Annotated in this window: 9 protein-coding genes; 2 read left to right on the top strand and 7 right to left on the bottom strand. The window is 37.0% G+C overall.

The annotated features are described in order from the left end of the window. Positions 1 to 29 precede the first annotated feature (29 nt). From mutS to CZ225_RS01590, 5 genes are all read right to left on the bottom strand, one after another. On the bottom strand, positions 30 to 2,618 hold the full coding sequence (mutS, locus tag CZ225_RS01605; protein ID WP_077155641.1) for a DNA mismatch repair protein MutS: 2,589 nt from the start codon (positions 2,616 to 2,618) through the stop codon (positions 30 to 32). 1,189 nt (positions 2,619 to 3,807) lie between these two features. Further along, positions 3,808 to 3,930 carry a hypothetical protein gene (locus tag CZ225_RS24555; RefSeq protein WP_262483194.1) on the bottom strand — a complete coding sequence of 41 codons (123 nt, stop codon included), beginning with the start codon at positions 3,928 to 3,930 and terminating at the stop codon, positions 3,808 to 3,810. 216 nt (positions 3,931 to 4,146) lie between these two features. Beyond that, positions 4,147 to 5,337 carry a 6-bladed beta-propeller gene (locus CZ225_RS01600; protein ID WP_077152760.1) on the bottom strand — a complete coding sequence of 397 codons (1,191 nt, stop codon included), beginning with the start codon at positions 5,335 to 5,337 and terminating at the stop codon, positions 4,147 to 4,149. Between the two features lie 198 nt (positions 5,338 to 5,535). Then, positions 5,536 to 7,242 carry an exo-alpha-sialidase gene (locus CZ225_RS01595; protein WP_077152759.1) on the bottom strand — a complete coding sequence of 569 codons (1,707 nt, stop codon included), beginning with the start codon at positions 7,240 to 7,242 and terminating at the stop codon, positions 5,536 to 5,538. Between the two features lie 60 nt (positions 7,243 to 7,302). Further along, positions 7,303 to 8,178, bottom strand: a complete 876-nt coding sequence (locus CZ225_RS01590) for a DMT family transporter (RefSeq protein WP_077152758.1) — start codon at positions 8,176 to 8,178, stop codon at positions 7,303 to 7,305. Positions 8,179 to 8,354: 176 nt separating this feature from the next. On the opposite strand from CZ225_RS01590, the gene CZ225_RS01585 reads away from it, so the two are divergent. Beyond that, positions 8,355 to 10,460, top strand: coding sequence for a beta-galactosidase (locus tag CZ225_RS01585; RefSeq protein ID WP_129585724.1), 2,106 nt, complete (start codon positions 8,355 to 8,357; stop codon positions 10,458 to 10,460). 137 nt (positions 10,461 to 10,597) lie between these two features. Here the strand turns inward: CZ225_RS01585 and CZ225_RS01580 are convergent, their stop codons facing one another. Together CZ225_RS01580 and CZ225_RS01575 are read right to left on the bottom strand one after the other, a co-directional pair. Continuing rightward, a complete protein-coding gene (locus CZ225_RS01580) occupies positions 10,598 to 15,370 on the bottom strand; it encodes a WG repeat-containing protein (RefSeq protein WP_077152757.1) in 4,773 nt (1,590 codons plus the stop codon). Positions 15,371 to 16,237: 867 nt separating this feature from the next. Beyond that, positions 16,238 to 17,458, bottom strand: coding sequence for a hypothetical protein (locus tag CZ225_RS01575; RefSeq protein ID WP_077152756.1), 1,221 nt, complete (start codon positions 17,456 to 17,458; stop codon positions 16,238 to 16,240). Between the two features lie 518 nt (positions 17,459 to 17,976). Here CZ225_RS01575 and leuS point away from each other — a divergent pair. Then, positions 17,977 to 20,811, top strand: a complete 2,835-nt coding sequence (leuS, locus tag CZ225_RS01570) for a leucine--tRNA ligase (protein ID WP_077152755.1) — start codon at positions 17,977 to 17,979, stop codon at positions 20,809 to 20,811. Positions 20,812 to 20,902 lie beyond the last annotated feature (91 nt).

Genomic DNA, 20,902 nt, shown 5'->3' with positions numbered 1-20,902 from the left:
AGAATTAAACAATGAAAGGGATATACCCCTTATTTGCCTCTAACAATCCTCTTAATATCACTTAGCTTATTCAATGCCTCAATTGGAGTTAGATTATTTACATCCAGATTCAGAATTTCATCACGAATTTGGCAGAGTATCGGATCGTCCAATTGGAAAAAGCTCAATTGCATTCCTCCCCGGTTTTCACTAACTTCAGCCAATGGTTTACCACCAATTCCTTGTTGGCGATTATCTGATTCCAACTCTTTCAGAATCTCATTCGACCGCTTCACAATACTTTTTGGCATACCCGCCATTTTTGCTACATGAATACCAAAAGAGTGTTCACTGCCTCCCCGCTCCAACTTACGCAGGAAAATTACCTTATTATCCACCTCTTTTACAGACACATTATAATTTTTGATACGCTTGAAGGATTTCTCCATCTCATTCAATTCATGATAGTGCGTAGCAAACAAAGTCCGGGCTTTTGCCCTCGGATGTTCATGAATATATTCTACAATCGCCCAAGCGATAGAAATACCATCATACGTAGAAGTACCACGACCTAACTCATCAAAAAGAACTAAACTACGGGAAGATATATTGTTCAATATATCAGCTGCTTCGTTCATTTCCACCATAAAAGTAGACTCACCCACTGAAATATTGTCACTGGCTCCTACTCTGGTAAATATCTTGTCAACTAATCCGATCTGTGCACTTTCTGCCGGAACAAATGAACCGATTTGTGCCAACAATGTAATCAACGCCGTCTGTCGCAAGAGTGCTGATTTACCGGCCATGTTCGGACCTGTAATAATAATAATCTGTTGTGTACTATTATCCAACATCACATCGTTTGCAATATACTTTTCTCCGATCGGAAGCTGTTTTTCAATCACCGGATGGCGTCCTTGGCGGATATCCAGAACTTCATTATCTTCAATTACCGGACGGATGTAACGATTCTCACGAGCAACATTGGCAAATGACAACAAACAATCCAAACGGGCAATCTGATTTGCATTAATTTGTATCTGAGGGATAAATTCTGTCAATGCCTGTACTAAGTCTGTATAAAGTTGAGTTTCCAAAACTAGAATCTTATCTTCCGCTCCCAGTATCTTTTCTTCATATTCTTTCAGTTCCTGTGTAATATAACGTTCCGCATTGACCAAAGTCTGTTTACGAATCCATTCCTGAGGTACTTTCTCTTTATGTATATTACGGACTTCAATATAGTAGCCGAACACATTATTATAAGCCACTTTCAGACTAGGAATGCCGGTCAGTTCACTCTCCCGTTGCTGAATCTGCAACAGATAATCTTTTCCCGTAAACGAAATACGGCGCAAATCATCCAACTCTGCATTAACGCCATCCTTTATCACACCACCTTTATTGACCAGCAATGGCGGATCGTTTTTAATCTCTTTATCAATCCGGTCGCGGATAGATATACAAAGGTTCAACTGTTCACCAATACTATTCAGACTTGCATTATCTGCTTCCATACATGCCTGTTTAATAGGCTCGATGGCCTGCAATGCCACCTTCAACTGAACTACCTCACGAGGAGACACACGTCCTACAGCAACTTTCGAAATGATTCGTTCCAAATCGCCAATCAAATGTAATTGTTCCTCTATTAATTCCTTAAAATCAGGCTGTCGAAAAAAATACTCCACCACATTCAAGCGGTCATTAATCGGCTTTACATCTTTCAATGGGAATACCATCCAACGCTTCAACAAACGAGCTCCCATCGGACTGATAGTTTTATCGATCACATTTAACAAACTGCTCCCCCCATCATTCATACTGCCAATCAACTCAAGACTTCGGACAGTAAACTTATCCAGACGAACATATTTATCCTCTTCGATGCGGGAAAGCGCAGTGATATGACCGATTTGAGTATGCTGTGTCATCGTCAGGTATTGCAAGATAGCTCCTGAAGCAATAATACCATTCTTCAGATGTTCTACCCCGAATCCTTTCAAATTCTTCGTTTCAAAATGTTTCAATAACTTCTCACGGGCTGTGGTCTCTGTAAATACCCAGTCATCCAGTTCAAAGGTAAAGAACTTGTTACCAAAGTTACCTTCAAACATCAAACGTTTTCCTCGTTCGAAAAGCACCTCTTTGGGAGCGAAGTTATTTAGCAGTTTATCCACATAATCAAAAGGCCCCTCAGCCGTAAGAAATTCACCGGTAGATATGTCAAGGAAAGCCACTCCACAGGAAGCCTTTCCAAAATGAACGGCAGCCAAGAAATTGTTTTCTTTATAATTCAGTACATTATCATTGATAGAGACCCCAGGAGTAACCAACTCAGTAATACCACGTTTCACCAACTTCTTCGTCAGTTTCGGGTCCTCCAACTGGTCACAAATGGCAACACGCTTTCCGGCACGAATCAATTTCGGCAAATAAGTATCGAGCGCATGATGAGGGAAACCTGCCATTTCAATTGTCTTGCCTTTTCCGTTAGCACGTTTTGTCAGTGTTATTCCCAGAATCTCGGCTGCCACAATAGCATCCGTTGAATATGTTTCATAAAAGTCACCGCAACGAAACAGCATCACTGCATCCGGATGTTTAGCCTTCAAATCCAGAAACTGTTTCATCATAGGGGTAAGCACTATTTCTTCTTCGCTCACGGTTCTCTCCTTTTCTTCTTTTAAGGTAAATAATTCAGATATCGGAGCAAAGATAATTGTTTTCCGGCAGAGAATCAACGGAATCCTTCTTTTCAATATTCAAAATTTATGTTGAATTCTTTAATAAAAAGAGAGTTTTTTCTTAATAAGTAGGCGAAATATCTTAAAACGTGTTACAAAACATACTTTTTTATTTGGATAATTTGCTAATGTCATAAAAGTCCGTACCTTTGCAATGTGTTTTTCATAGTATTAGATTTAAGGTTAACAAAGGTTGGAGCAAGGCGTTGCTCCTTTTTTTATGTCCATACGTTTCCTTCTATTCTTTCTATCCGTTATTATTATCTTCCTAAAGCATGTACAGGAACTTGGTAAAAGAAGTACTAGAGTTAGTTGAAAGAAGTACTAGAGTTGCTTAAAAGAAGTATAAGAGTCAACTGAATGTTGTACAACAAGGAAACAAGAGATGTACTTCATTTGAAGGAAAGATATACTTGAAAAAACAACCACTCCTTTTTACTCACTTGATTGCTACTTTCCATAAAAATAAGCAATATAAATTGACTACTCTATCTGATTAAAACAATCGCTTTTTTATAAATTCCTAAGTATATACTTTTCCAATCTATGGGAAGTTTATTTCCAAACATTTCGATGTTTTTTTAAAACATTGGAATGGTTTAAAAAAAACTTCTCGATCTTTTTTAGAGAAATAATACTTATTCACCAAAAACGAAAACACTTTTTTCTCTGTCATGTTTTTCAGTACGTCGCTATCAATCAACAAAATACAATGAAGGATCTTTATGACGATGAAGCACATCCTATATTTTCCGTTGTAAGCGTCTTCGCGTGACTGTTCCTATTCTGTTGTAGAACTAAAAAAAGATGACGCAATACAACTGATTGTATATCATAAAGATATGTCAAAATATGACGATGACTGAAAACTAAATTCACTAATACTATCAATTGGTTTTCATAAGGCATCCTTTTATACAGCTAAAATTACAGAAATTACAAATACACTTTCCTATTATTCATTATTTCATCCTTTACCTCTATCTTACAACTCTAATTATCATTATTTCAATCCAATCTACATTATCATTTCTTACATTATTATTTGTCTGGATAGCCGACAAACAAACTTTATTATTTAATTTGTGAAAGCGAAATGGATAGGTTCCGTCGGTTTAGAGCCAATAATCGCATTTTTATTATCACTGATTTCAGTTACTGTAGACCCCAGCAACATCTCACTTTTTTCCGTATCTTTCATCTTTCCCACATTTACAACTTATGGATGTAAGTTCATCTTCATCCATGTGCACGACTTCTTCTCATCGCTATGTACCAATGTTTCTATGTAAGACTTTGTAGACAAAGAAGCACTGATTCGCATATTCTCTTTGCTAAAAGAGTTTTTCACCTATAACATCCGATAGACGGATGTAAAAGATGAAGCTCTTATACACATCATTTTAAGGTAATCCATTTATTCCGGAAACTTTATCTTGTATTTAATTATTAAAGGATTACTGTTGGGGGTATTATGATTCTGCAAAAATGTTTTTAATTTCCCTTCAGGAAGCTTATCAGCCAATTCATCCACAATATATAAAGGAATAATATTATAAAAATAATTGTCCTCTGTCTGATATATCGGAGTGTTAAACAGCCTACATAAAGAAGCATCTCCTTTCATCTTTTCAGGATCTATCATTATACTTTTTCCAGTCGATTTTTGGTAATAAATATGTTTGGGATGATTCCAACCTGTCATAGTGAAAAGGCAATAATCATCCAAATCATATACGCATCCCCAAGATAACAGATAACCTTCACGCTCTTTTTCTTCAATCATATTCTTTTGACCAAATATATGAGTCATATCCCTACGCTCTTCCGGAGTAAGCAGTTTATAATTTGATTTATTTCTGAATACATATTCAGGAGATATTTGATTGTTTTTATCAATTCTATATATCACATTACCAAAAGTAGGATGAAATAGAACATCTTCACTATTAGCATGATAATCAATTCGTTCTGTAGATTCAAGATCGATTCTATGAGGCGTTTGATTTTCTAAAAAAGAAGACACGAAGTTTCCGCAACTATCCAACACATGAATATTATAATTCTCCATATCCTGGTTGGAAGCATACATCTGTTTCGGACCTGAATAGAAATTCAAGAATCCTCCATTGCGTGCCAATAGTATGTATGCACTAAACTTTAAAGGTACAACTTTAAGTAATTCTCCATATTCGTCGAATATAAAAATCCTTTTTGAAAAAGAGTCTGTCAGGATGAGACAGTTCCGTTGATAATCCACTTCAAAACCATTGATTCGTATGTATTCCTTTGGTCCTTGTCCCACACGATATATTTTACGGATAAAATCCCCATTACGGGAAAATATATAAATCGCATCATCTTTCGTATCTAAAATATATAATTTATCATTCATGATACGCAACATATGTATATCACCCAACAAAGAAGAGTCTGTCACTTCCAACCCAATGGTATCTATATCAGTTACAAGATCATTTATTGAAATAGAAATCGGATTGTTAATGTCTACACATTTAGCTTGTGATAGAAGAGGATCTTGTTTATTCTCTTTTTTACAGTTAGCAAAAAGAAAAATGATAGCAATGGAAAATAAAAAGTATTTCATATCTAAGAATCTATTTAAAAATATCTGAAATTTTTATCTAATGAAGTTTCCGTTTCAATCGGATAATTTCTTTCTTTAACGTGACTAAACTAAAAAAGATGTATCGGGCATAGAACATCATATTCCAAACATGCCTATGTTTGTACATGGAATATCCTTACTTTTTTCCGTATCTTTCATCTTTCCTACATTTACAACTTATGGGTATAAGTTCATCTTCATCCATGTGCACGACTTCTTCTCATCGCTATGTACCAATGTTTCTATGTAAGACTTTGTAGACAAAGAAGCACTGATTCGCATATTCTCTTTGCTAAAAGAGTTTTTCAGAGGAATAGAAAAGTTTAACACATACCCACCTTGTACTATATCCGAAGTCACTCTTATCCCAGCCTTTTTTCCAATGTCCCATTTACCGCAATTTCCTTTCCATACAATTATATCTCCATTATATGAACACCAGATCTTATATACTCCTTCTGCAGGCTCTTCCAGGCAACTATTAGTTGTATCCAGATAAAGATAAACTCCACTTCCTGTTTGCGTGCCTTTTTCACCTGAAAAGAGTTCAGAGTCTTTCACTTTACAGGTAACATAAAGATGTTTTTTATCTTTCCCCACACCGGCACGCAAGTTGGATTTTCCATAATGCCCAATGAATATGGGATATTCAGAAATTGTAGTGTTCTTTATTTCCAAATCTCTCATTACATGACCTTTGATGAAGCAAGGAGCTTCCCCTCCTCCATAATTACTGGAAGCAAGGGCAACTACAGTATTTGCATCCCAAACCGCCACTGATGGCCATATAGCATGTTTCCCCTTTGCAACAGGAAATGGACGAGTACGGCGTGTGAAGTTCCGTGCGTTTTTATCACCAATTGCCACTTCCATAGTACTATAAGGCACTCTATCTCCAAACTGGTCAGCATGACGAGTATCATCTACTTGATAGGAAAGCAAAGTCTCACCGGTTGGGAGAACTCCCAAATAAGGAGCACCCATATAAACCCAGTCTTCGATGGTATCTGCCAAAGCTTTGCTACGATCCGGAGAATCAGCCAACACAGGCAAAGACCAGTTATCTGTTATTTTGGTACGTACCGTATAAGGTTTAAAAGTCACAAAACCGCAATCTTCAATAACACAGACAATCTCATCTCCCACTATCTTACTTACCGGCATCCCGTCGCGACTGCCAGCCCGAAAACAAACTGTTTTATAACCTCCCCACGACATCCCATTATCCTGTGAAGTCAGCATTGAAATTTCCTGTTCATTGGAGTGAATATAAGGACCTTCATTGGCAAAGTAAACTTGTACGTCTCCATTGGGCAACTGGAGAAATGAAGGTTCCCAACAGCCATCTGTAAAACGTGGCTGTGCTTCATAGACTACTTGCGGATCGCTCCACGTTACTCCATTATCTGTGCTACGACGTATTGCAATTGCAAAAGGAGCGATTCCAGCTGTTTTAGGACGGTAATTACACGCAGCCAACAAATCACCATTAGCCAATTGAAAAATCTCTGAATTAGCGATATGTATCCATGTACTTCCTTTTTCATTCGTAAATTCATGCGAATGGAACAATGTAACAGGGTCACTCCACGTTACGCCTTCGTCAGTACTACGCCGCATTGCATAGCCTGTTTTATAATCTTCGTACACTGCCACCACCGAATAATCTTGTAAACGAATGGAACGAGGATATCCCCCTTTTGCCGACAATTGTTGAAGAGTACTATAATCCCACCCGATACGAACTCCATCTATCGGATTACCCTTTTTAGGTTGATACAAAGGTCCTGATTTATCTCTAGAACCATCCGGGTTTCCATAAGTAATCAATACGGACAGAATTAAACAGATGAAAGTTAATAAGCATCTTTTTGTTGTTTCCATAGTTCGTTATATTGAGAATTAATAAAAGCTCTATTTCAGAAGTTTTATTTTACGATTTTCCTACTTCTTTTCCGCCAAGTAAACTCCTAACAAGATACAAGCAGCACCAGCCAAAGCTATCAGAGTAATATGTTCCTGCAATATCAATGCTGAAGCAACCATTGTCACCAATGGATTCAAATATATATAATTAGAAGCTCTCACTGTCCCCAATTGTTTCAGTACCACATTCCAGAGAACAAAACAAACCAATGAAGCCAATATTGCCAGAAACAACAAATTCAACAGAACAGTCGATTGCAAAAGCATACTGAAATCAGATCGCAACGGATGGACACAAAAAGCAGGAAGAATGGTCAGCACACCATAAAAAAATATCTTACGGGTAATAAATACAGTAGGATAACGCCCTGCCATCTTTTTAATAATCAGACTATAAAATGCCCATGACAAAGCAGCAAGTAAAGTCAGCAGATCTCCAACAGGAGATATCTTGAGCACTACACTCCCATTGAAAACAACAAGTCCCACCCCAACCAATGCCAATAATGAACCACCGATTAAACCTTTAGTCGCTTTCTCATTTTTATAAAACAACAAGGAAAGAATAGTAGTGAGCAAAGGAGCCGTACAAATAATAAAAGACACATTCGAAGCCTGTGTAATTTCTAAAGCTGTGTTCTCTGTAAAAAAGTAGAGAGAACCACCGAAGATACCACCTGCCATCAACCAAAATTCATCTTTCCATCTATGGGTAAAAAGCCGACGGGGAGAAATGAACCAAATACCTATATAAGCAATAAGAAAACGATAGAAAAAGATTTCCTGCGGAGTCAATCCATGTTGAATCAATATTTTGGTGGATATAAAAGTCAATCCCCAAATAGAGACTGTCAATATTGCAACCAAGTGATAGTATCCATACTTCAATTTCATACCTGTGGTTTTAAAGATGATGCAAAGATAAGAGGGAATCGCGAATATATGATACGTTATAAAAGAATATTGAAACGATAATTACATTATTTGGGATTATTCTGATATTATAAAAGACTACTCCTTCGTATATTTGCAACATAAAAAACATTCTTTATAACTAAATCTAATTAGAAATGTGCATTCATAAAATTAAAAGATGGATTAGTACCCTAAGTTTATCAATCATTACCGGAACTCTCTGGTGTCAATCAGCGGCAAACTTTTTTCCTGATAAAGATCTAATGATATTTGGCTCCTATTATTATCCCGAACAATGGAATCCTTCACAATGGGAACGCGACCTGAAGAATATGTCAGAAATAGGTATCAATTTTACTCACTTTGCAGAATTTGCCTGGGCTGAACTGGAACCGGAAGAAGGAAAATATAATTTCGAATGGCTGGACAAATCTATAGCTTTGGCAGAAAAGTATGGATTAAAAGTGGTCTTATGTACTCCTAGCCCCACTCCACCCGTATGGCTTACCGAAAAACATCCGGACGTATTAATTGCCAATGAGATGGGAGTCTCCATCCAGCACGGACGCCGGCAACACGCTTCGTGGAGCAGTGCTGTCTACAGAGATTATGTTAGTAACATTGTCACCAGATTGGCAAAACGTTACGGAAACCATCCTGCAGTAATTGGCTGGCAAATAGACAATGAACCTGGACATTACGGGAAAATGGATTATAGCGATAATGCACAGAAACAATTCCGTATCTGGCTGAAAAACAAATATTCGACTATTGACCAACTGAATAATACGTGGGGAACTGCATTCTGGAGTGAAAAATACCAGAACTTTGACCAGATACGCATTCCCAACAGCGGTGAACTGATTGAAAAAGCCAATCCTCACGCTATACTCGACTACAACCGTTTCATGGCAAACGAAGTTGCAAGATTCGTAAATATGCAAGCTGATATTTTACATAAATACGTTGGAAAAAAACAATGGGTGACCTCTAATATTATACCTGTATTCTATCCAGTGGACCCGGCACGTATGGATCACCTGGATTTCACCACTTACACACGTTACCCGGTGACTGGGCATGAAAGAGGCTACGGAGAGCAAGGGTTCCGTATCAGTAACATTGAAAGCCTTGGATTTCCGAATGACTTATTCCGCAATTATCCGGGAAAACAATTTGGTGTAATGGAGTTACAACCGGGTCAGGTGAATTGGGGAATTTATAACCCTCAACCTCTGCCTGGAGCCATCCGGCTGTGGATGTATCATGTATTTGCCGGTGGCGGTAAATTTGTATGTAACTACCGTTTCCGCCAACCTCTAAAAGGGAGCGAACAATATCATTACGGATTGATGCAAACAGACGGAGTAAGTCTATCACCCGGTGGATTGGAATATAAGCAAACCATCAATGAAATGCAGAAGTTACGTGCTGCCTACAATAAAGATAATCAGATTCCTGCATCCATTGCTTCCCGCCGTATCGGTATGATGTTTACGATGGATAATAATATCGAAATGAATTTTCAGCCACAGACTAATCAATGGAATACAATGGGGCACGTACATAAATATTATAAATTGCTGAAATCATTTGCTGCTCCTGTAGACGTGATTTCCGAAGAGGAGGACTTTACCCGTTATCCATTTTTACTGGCTCCTGCTTACCAGTTGCTCGACAATAAGTTAGTTGAACGTTGGAAAGAATACATAAAGCAAGGCGGACATTTGATTCTGACTTGCCGTACCGGACAGAAAAACCGGGAAGCACAACTGTGGGAAGATTCTTTTGCCGCTCCTATCCATGAACTGGTTGGAATAAATAACCTGTTTTTTGATCATTTACCTTCAGACTATTGGGGGCATATCAACTTTAACGGTGAGTCTTACGGCTGGAACAACTGGGGAGATGTCATGACAGCCAATGAAGGTACTGAGATTTGGGGAAGTTATGCCGACCAATTCTATAAAAATTCTACTGCGGTCACTCATCGCAAGTTAGGTAAAGGAAGTGTTACTTACATTGGTGTAGATACGGATGATGGAAAATTGGAAAAAGCAGTCATGCAGCGTATCTACCGGGAAGCAAATGTAGGTATAGAAGACTTGCCGGCAGGTGTTTTATTAGAATGGAGAGACGGTTTCCATATCGCTTTGAATTATACTTCCGATACTCAGACTATAAACATTCCGGCATCTGCAAAAATAATGATAGGAAGTGCCTGTCTGGAGCCTGCGGGAGTTGCGGTATGGACAGAGTAGAATCAGACATCTCCCAAAAGAAAGGGTTATTCCCAAATATTGAAATAACCCTTTCATTGTTTTATAACAAAATATTTAAAGTCTCTTATCAGTTTATTATTAAGTATATTTTACCATATTAGAATAACAAAAAAGTTTTATTTAATCTTTTCTCCATTTCTATCAATATAAAAAGACTCACCATCAACAAATACCAAAGCCCGACTGTTATAAAAAGAAGAAACATCATCATAAATCATAGGTATTACAAATTCTCCAAGAGTATTAATAAATCCAAACTTAACTCCCCGAAAACCAAACCCTTTTCTAGATTCTCCGAAACAAACCCAAGCTAACCCTTCATGAAAATCACCAACATCATTATATTTGATTGGAAGAATCTCTTCACCAGTCTCATTGATAAATCCCCAATAGTTATTAAATGCAGTCCGCCCACTTTTAGCAACAGGAGCCACCCCATTAGAAAAAGGTCTCACTTGCGAATATTTCATTGGAATGATTTCTTCACCTTGCCGATTTATAAATCCCAATTTATCATCACTCCCTGCAGGCGTTAAAGTTTGATCTCCAAAAGGAACAATATATTCATATCTCATTGGAGACACTATAATATTTCCATTCATATCAAACAACCCTGTATGCTTTTTCGAACACTCATCATAATAACTTGCAACGATAACCCCTTGATTAATAGATTTTACATTTTGCATTTTACCATTGAAAAGTAAAGTCTGCCCATCTAATTTTAAGAAATCTTGCCTATAATCATGATCTTTTTTCAGAGAAACCTTCATAATTCCCTCCTTTATATCATGATATTGTTCACAATTAGTCTCTAGTGGAATGAAAGTTCCATCAGACTTTATAACAGCCCAATTATCTCCGACCCGAATTCGTGCATATTCCTCACGAATAGGTATTGCCGTATCTAATTTGAAGTCAATAACTACATGACCATCCATAGAAATATATCCCCATTTACCATTTTTACACACTGACAAAATATCACTTTCCGCCTTCCATCCCCTATCATAAACGCATGGAATTAATACTTTACCATCATGAGAAATATATCCCCATTTTCCCTCAAAACACACTAATATACACTTATCTTTTAAAAATATAGAATTACGTTCTTTCATTCCTTCCACTAAAGTAGGGGTCCCATCATAAAGACAGGCTAACTGATCATAAGCTTCATCAATATCATCATATCCATATCCCGTATCTTTTTCGTCTACATAAACCTTCTCACAGAGATCTAACCACATTTCAATAGCAATAACGCCCTTCTTTATATCTTTAGCCTTTTTCAATGTGTCATATAATAGATTATAGACAGGACGAACATAGCTTAAATCTCTATAACAATAATCATACGGACTAAAGATACGTTCTATCTGGTATCTATAACATATCTCGAACCTTTTTTCAAGAATTGCTATTTGCTTATCCGTCAAATTTTGCTCACCATACAACTCTAACAATTCCCGTAACAAGTAATTCTGCGCATCTCCGTCTATATGATGATAATAACTCTGCACAATAGCTTCACTTACCGATTCCAATAAAGCCATCTGTTCATTGTATAATTCTCTTTTAGAAAACCACTTGCTCAAATTCACTATATTTTTGGTTTCATCTTCTCCCATTGCATAGTTATCACCCATATCGAAAACAACCTTAATCAATAAGGTTCCAACGGCTTGCATCAGTTTTATCGCCTTCTCATCATTACCCGCTCTTAGATGCAAGTTTGCTAAGGATTTAAACAAATTATAATAATTATCCAAAATGGAATATTCTTTTTCTCCTTCAATTCTATTTAATGGATTATTTCGAATGTAATTATCTAAGGCAGTTTCTGCACTCCGTATTTCTTCTTCAGAAGGAATTCCTGTTTCTTCTTCCTCACTACCTTCTTCTCTATCAAAATCCTCTTCAGTTAATATCTGCCACTCATCTGAGTCCATATCTGCCATTTCATCTTCACTCATAAATAATATTTCAGCACACTTCACATTCTCTTCTTCCTCTCGGACACTTTGTAACAGACCTCCATCATCCCATTCATCCTCCAATGGTTCAGTAACCAATTCTTTTTTTAACATCTGCAATAAAGGTGTTTCTATTATATCTGCCTTATTATCAAATAGTTTCTCATACAACAAAACAAGTTTATCGCCACTTTCATAAAATGTATCCCATACAAAATCATCATCTTTTTCTGATGGACATAATTTTAAAAAATCGTCTTGTATTCTTTGTGCATATGCAATTAATTCATCCTTAGATAATGCACGATTTCTGCTACTCAATTCTCCATTAAAAATCACAACATAAGTATCTAGTGTAGAATAAGAATTACCCATACATCGCATATACCATTCAATTTCTGCTAAAAGCTCATCAAAGTTTCTTTTATATTCTGCATGTCTATCTTCGTATTTGCACTGCATACTCAATCGGAAAAGATAACGTTTCCAAATACAATAGAAATCATACTTTGTCGAAGTAGAAACGAAATGATCACTATGTAACTCCTTATTTTTCAAATATATTTGTTTCAAACTCAGAAATAGTTTTCCATACTCTTCATACATTTCATTCTGATAGAAATAATCGAATCGACCTTCGTGAGCTCTAAAGAAATCACTTATCAGATATTTATCACCACTCAAATAATCCGTTTCTTTAAATTTCTCTATCAGCATATCGTAAATAGACAATGCTAATTGAGTCTTCCGTTCAGAAGGAGAAGCTTCCGTCTCATTCATAAGTTTCCCAGCCAATGAGTCTATCCAAGCATTATTCTTTTTATAGTACTTTGCCAAGTAACAATCTAAAAAACTCAATGTCTGCTCTTCTATTTCGAAAAGAAAATCATAAAATATATCATCAAGGTCATAAGTATCAAATTCTTCAATATAATTATCCAGCACATCATATTCTAAAGAAATTACAATCTGATAGATAAACTCTTTTTTTTCCTCTATACTTTCTAAAGCCCTTTCACTCAGCAACCCGAACAATAGTTTCTTACATTCTATAACAAATCCTTCATCTTGGTGCAACAAAATCTTTTTTAAAATAGAATGTGTAAAGAACCATTTTCTATCTTTATTATTACATTGGATAAAATCTCTCAACCAATATCGCAAACTATTAAACTCCAACTGACTCCATGTTTCTCCTATAAGTTCACTGAGATCATTTTCCCTAATACCATATTGTGAAATAGCAATATAAGTCAGAGATTTTCTTGTTATGTCTTCATTAAAATACCGACAAGTTAAATTCAACAAATATTCAAAAAGACTTTCTGCATCACCAGGAAACTTTTCTATTATCTTATTCAGATATACTTCTATCTTTTGATCTTCTTTTTCACAATTTTCTCGATGTATCTCATTAAAATCTTCGGTACCAAGTTCCATCAAGATAGACATAGCCATTCTAACCCATAATGGAGAATAGTACGCCGGACAACCTTTTGAATCTGTAATCGAAAGTAGTTTATTCCTTAGTTCACAAGATAACTCTTTAGAGTTCTTTCTTAAAATATCCTCGATAACTAGTTGAGCATCTTCATACGTGAAAACATCTATATCAAAATTAAAATAGTTAGAATGTTTTGCTATAATATCTCCTGCACACCCCGGCAAACTAGTACAAATAAAAGGAACATTATAAGGAATAAAATTAAAGTTAGTTATGAGTGAATCTTTAACAAAACTATCTAATGAATCAATAAGTATAATTGGAAAAAGACCTTTAGCTTGAATACGCATCAACAAATTCTGGAAATTCTGAACACTAATATGTTTCTCATCCTGATATGAATCTCCCAAATACATAGTCATTTCCCAACTCCATAAATCAATCATTTGCTGAGGTAATATTGATTTTGGTGAAATACCAGCCGCATGTCCTAATACAAATAAAGACTTCTCCTTTGCAATCCGAGTTAATTGATCATAGAGGATACTGAAAACAGAACTCTTGCCACAGCCTGAAAAGCCCGATAGAAAAATTCCGTTCAACCCATCCAAAATAGTAGATACCGAACGACTATCCAATAAGAAATTTATTAATTTATCTATCAATGCTTTTCTTCCCTTAAAATCTTCTAAATGAGAAGTCACAAATGAATCAAAATAAAATTTCTCCATTTCTAAAGAGGACTTTTCTTCTTTTTCTGCCTCTATATCAAATAATATATCTTTCAGCAAGAGTTGATACAGCTCTTCACCAAATTGATCGAAGCCAGTAAATTTATGTTCTTTACCATCCCATTCAACATCATAATATAAAAGATTATCTTTTTTTTCTACATCCCGACACTGATCTTTTATTTTATTTTTCAATGATTCTAACTTCTGCGCATGTCGTTGTATTTCATCGTTATCAGAAAAAGCATCAATATATAATTTCCTCTCTTCCATTTCCATATTATCATACGATTTCTTTCCTCTAAAACAAAAAAAACTATGGGGTAATAATTCACTGCTTCCAATAGCCCCTAAAAGTATTTCCATCTCAGTCACACTTTTTGCTTCATCTATCTTTCCCAACAATATCTGCTCTTCGGGAGCCAAAGAGTTTACCACCGATCTAACACGATTTAAGGGCGGTACCCAACCATACCGTTCACCTAACAATGCTATAAAATAAGGTCTATTGTTTCGGATCGCATTCATACATACATGAAGTACCTTTGCCTCGCGTTCATTTTCATCTGTTTCATGCGTATCAATTCCCCATCTTAAATCTGTAACCTGTAAGTATATCTTATAGGAAGATAATTCTTCACTTAAACGAGGAATCACAAATTTTCTGATATAGTCTCTTTCCGATTGCATATCATTAAAAGTACTGCTAATGAATATGCTTATTGTTTTCCAATTCATAATATATTAGATTTTAAGTTATACTTTATACAAAAGTAAGAAACTATCTGACAAGAAACAATTTATATTTAAATAAAAAGTCAAACACAAAGGTAAAAGTGAAAATTATATACATACCAACAATATTAATCATCATATTTATATCAAAACCAACAGCACATCTTTCACACAAAATCGGGAAATTATATAAAAAATTGTAACTTCCGTCTATTCTGTCAATTAAAATTTTAAAATATTATCCGATACTACATTTATAGCAGTAAAAGCAGTAAACCTATCTTTCCAATCCGGCATATTCCGATTTCCTTTATGTACTGCCAAACAATAATCACTGTTCATATCATTGGCCAACACTGGTAACAACCAGTTACCCTGACAGTATAAGGTCTGAAATTACCTATGTTATTATCTTCAATAACAACAATCTCATCCTTAATCACTCTGCCAAGAGGCATTTCATTCCAGCAATTTGCTCTATATGATTATCCCCACGTATCACCATTATCTATAGAACTTATAACAGAAACCTCTTGTTCGTTCGATTGAGTAAAGTTATTTTCATTAGCAAAATATACATGCACTTTACCGAGAGGAAGTTAAATCATCCATCAAGATATATTTGTACGAGATAAATTTAAGACGAAATGATTTTATATTACCTAACTAATCATTTGAGTTTATATCGATTAAAGCATTATGGTACTGATAATCAATAGCCCTGTTGCTTATTTTATATAAAATATATTGACAAAAACTTAATTTGCTTACAAACCTTTTTTGTCAATAGATTAACATAAACTAATTTAGTTCAAATACTCATCATAATAAGTTAGGCGTTTATTAATATTAATACTATCCACTATCATTTCATGGATAATTATAAAACTCCTCTTCTTTATCAACACAAGCAACAGCCTGTATACGTGCTTGGGGATTCTGAACTGTAAAAGGTTGGTCCGAAACATAATTTCTCATGCGACAACCTACCAAGGAAACAGTCAGCTTCTTATCTCCTTTCACCAACATATAATCATAAGACTCACCGATAGCCGTAAGAGCACCATTCATTCCGGAAAAAGCCTCTACATTCACAATAGCCGTATGTCCTTCGCCCTCAATTACAAATGGATGAATCTCTTCCACAGTAGCACCGGCATTAGCAATGATAGATCCTTGAGCAATCTGCCAATTCCTGTTTTTGTTTTGTGTACCCATTTTATGAATACCAATTGTCACACAGTCAAAATTAAAATTAGTCAGTTGCCCATACGTTTCCGGTCCCAGCCAGGCTCCACCATATGTTCCAAAAGTAAACACATCAATCATCTGGGCATTATCCGTATGATTAATCGCATAGGCGAAGCTTTTACGGGCAATTACAGCATCTATCACATCACGACTAAACGAACGCCCGAATTCACGCATATTAGCCGGATTAATATGGCAATGCAGAATACGGGGAATATCATAGCAATAATCAATCTTGATAAATTCTCCGCTCAAAGGATAACCGTAACAATGTTCGAACAAAATTTGCTCATTAATTTTCTTTCCGGTAGAACAAAAGTCCATCGCTACGTATTCGCCATAAAAGGTAAGACAAGAAAGCGTAACTCCTTGCACATTCTGGTTTACATCCACCTGTATGGTAGCCGGATAAGCGATAATCTTAGAAGAATCAGTATGAGACTGCTCCGGATACCAGAATTGGATTCCACGGATTTGAGTAGCTGATTCTACTGTAATGAACGGTTGGGATTTATCTGTAATTTTAAACAATGAACCGACAGGTTCAGCCTTTTCCGGATTTCGAGTTCCTCTTCCGGTAGGTCCGTGTACACCAATCAAAGAGACATTCTTCTTTAACCGGATTCCCCCTGCTACAGGGTAACCATTTGCAACAGGTTCTACCCACAAAGCAGCTCCTGTAGACGTAGCCCAGTCAATCGCTTTTTGTAGATTATCCCGGTTCATTTCCGGAGTATTTCCCGGTAACACTCCAAATTCCTGAATACTCTTATTGTTATTCGCACTTACAGTAAATGCTAATATAAGGAATAAAATAGAGAAATAGCAATGCGTTTTCATAGGTATAAAATTATTCAAAAAAACAGTCAATCTCCTAATAATCAATCATTGTATACACGATTAATGTACAATATTCGTAAAACTTCGAAATATCTGCAAGTATTTAACGATAAATTTTTCAATTGCGTAGGCAATATTATTTGGCCGAACAAAGTTGGGTAATTCTCTCACCTTTCCATATCCTGATGTCAGGAGTAAAAATGGCAATGGGAGAAAACCTTCACAGTTTCTCTCCCATTAGTTATCCTAGTAATGCAATTACAGATCACCTATTGAAATTTTATATTCTAACTTTCATGTGTTGTACTTTCACTTTAATTTGTCCAAATATACAAATAAATATGAAATAACCAAACTAAAAGTTCATTTAGTACAGTAATTCCCGATAAATTTCCCGCTCACCTTATTATATAAAGGTTTTTGCCCTCTTCACGTGGTTATCTGAAAATAAACGTGTAAATTTGCCCCCTAAATTTGAAACAACAATATAAATCACTATAAATAAAAAGTTTATCGCTATGGAGTATAATTTCAGGGAGATTGAAAAGAAGTGGCAGAAACAGTGGGTAGAGAATAAAACTTACCAAGTTACGGAAGACGAATCGAAGCAGAAATTTTATGTATTGAATATGTTTCCTTATCCATCAGGAGCCGGATTGCACGTAGGTCATCCGCTAGGATACATCGCTTCGGATATTTATGCCCGTTATAAACGACTGCAAGGCTTTAATGTACTCAATCCGATGGGATATGACGCCTATGGTCTGCCGGCCGAACAATATGCCATCCAGACCGGACAACACCCTGCAATTACTACAGTCAATAATATCAACCGCTATCGCGAACAGTTGGATAAAATAGGTTTCTCCTTCGATTGGAATCGTGAAATCCGCACTTGTGATCCCGAATATTACCATTGGACACAATGGGCTTTCCAGAAGATGTTTAACAGTTACTACTGCAACGATGAACAACAAGCCCGCCCTATTGGAGAACTGATCAGTGCATTCGAAACTACCGGAACCGAAGGCATGAATGTTGCTTGCAGCGAAGAATTGAATTTCACAGCTAACGAATGGAAAGCAAAAGGTGAAAAAGAACAGCAGGAAATCCTGATGAACTACCGTATTGCTTATCTGGGCGAAACGATGGTAAACTGGTGTCCTGCACTGGGAACTGTATTGGCTAATGACGAAGTGGTAGACGGAGTCAGCGAACGTGGCGGTTACCCGGTTGTCCAGAAAAAAATGCGTCAGTGGTGTTTGCGTGTGTCTGCCTATGCACAACGTTTGCTCGACGGACTGGATAAAATCGACTGGACCGAATCTTTGAAAGAAACTCAAAAAAACTGGATCGGTCGTTCGGAAGGTGCTGAAATCCAGTTCAAAGTAAAAGACAGCGATCTCGAATTCACCATCTTTACTACACGTGCTGATACCATGTTCGGAGTTACTTTCATGGTATTAGCTCCTGAAAGTGAATTGGTAGCTCAAGTAACCACACCCAGCCAACAAGCGGAAGTAGATGCTTACCTCGACCGTACCAAGAAACGTACGGAACGTGAACGCATTGCCGACCGAAGTGTCAGCGGTGTATTCAGTGGTTCTTATGCCATCAATCCGTTTACAGGTGAAGCGGTGCCCATCTGGATCAGCGATTATGTATTAGCCGGATACGGAACAGGAGCTATCATGGCTGTACCGGCTCATGACAGTCGTGACTATGCTTTCGCCAAACATTTCGGTTTGGAAATCCGTCCATTGGTAGAAGGCTGCGATGTGAGCGAAGAAAGCTTCGATGCGAAGGAAGGTATCGTTTGTAACTCACCTCGTCCGGATGTTACTGCATATTGTGACCTCTCACTGAATGGATTGACTATCAAAGAAGCCATTGCCGCCACAAAAAAATATGTAAAAGAACATAACCTGGGCCGTGTGAAGGTGAACTTCCGCTTGCGTGATGCCATCTTCTCCCGCCAACGTTATTGGGGTGAACCATTTCCTGTTTACTACAAGGATGGAATGCCCTATATGATTGACGAAAACAGCCTGCCTCTAGAACTTCCGGAAGTAGCTAAATTCCTGCCTACCGAAACAGGTGAACCTCCATTGGGACATGCTACTAAATGGGCTTGGGACACTGTAAACAAGTGTGTTGTAGACAATGAAAAAATCGACAACATGACCGTCTTCCCGCTGGAACTAAACACAATGCCGGGATTCGCCGGTTCTTCCGCATATTATCTGCGCTATATGGATCCACGCAATAACAAAGCGTTGGTTGATCCGAAGATAGACCAATACTGGAGAAATGTAGACCTTTATGTAGGTGGTACGGAACATGCTACCGGCCACTTGATTTATTCTCGTTTCTGGAACAAGTTCTTGTATGATCTAGGTATATCGGTAATGGAAGAACCATTCCAGAAGTTGGTAAATCAAGGTATGATTCAAGGCCGCAGTAACTTCGTATACCGTATCAAAGATACCAATACATTCGTTTCCCTGAACCTGAAAGATCAGTATGAAGTTACTCCGATTCACGTAGATGTAAATATCGTATCTAATGATATCCTTGATCAGGAAGCTTTCAAAGCATGGCGTCCTGAATACGAAACAGCAGAGTTTATCCTGGAAGATGGAAAATATATTTGTGGTTGGGCAGTTGAAAAGATGAGCAAGTCTATGTTCAACGTTGTCAATCCAGACATGATCGTTGAGAAATACGGTGCAGACACACTTCGTATGTACGAAATGTTCCTCGGTCCGGTTGAACAATCCAAACCTTGGGATACAAACGGTATTGACGGCGTACACCGCTTTATCCGTAAATTCTGGTCATTATTCTATAGCCGTACAGACGAATATCTGATAAAAGACGAACCAGCTAACAAGGAGGAACTGAAAAGCCTCCACAAACTGATTAAGAAAGTAACCGGAGACATTGAACAGTTCTCTTATAATACTTCTGTCAGCGCATTCATGATCTGTGTAAACGAATTATTTAATCTGAAATGCAGCAAAAAAGAGATATTGGAACAATTGATTATCGTTCTTGCACCTTTCGCTCCACACGTTTGCGAAGAGCTGTGGGCTACGTTGGGACATACCACTTCCGTATGCGACGCCCAATGGCCTGCCTATAACGAAGAATACTTGAAAGAAGATACGATCAACTACACCATCTCTTTCAATGGAAAAGCTCGCTTCAATATGGAATTTGCCGCTGATGCTACTTCAGACGCTATCCAAGCTGCTGTTCTAGCCGATGAGCGTTCGCAGAAATGGACCGAAGGCAAAACTCCTAAAAAAGTGATTGTCGTGCCGAAAAAAATAGTAAACGTTGTAATCTAACATCTCATTTCATTGCAGAGGACACAGAGGACAGAAAGTTTTCTTTTCAAACGATAAACTTCTATGCCTCTTGTGTCCTTTGTGGTAAATT

The organism is Bacteroides bouchesdurhonensis, assembly GCF_900155865.1.
Classification (GTDB): Bacteria; Bacteroidota; Bacteroidia; order Bacteroidales; family Bacteroidaceae; genus Bacteroides; species Bacteroides bouchesdurhonensis.
The sequence above is the reverse complement of the archived record's forward strand: the minus strand, read 5'-3'. Positions and strand labels throughout refer to the sequence as shown.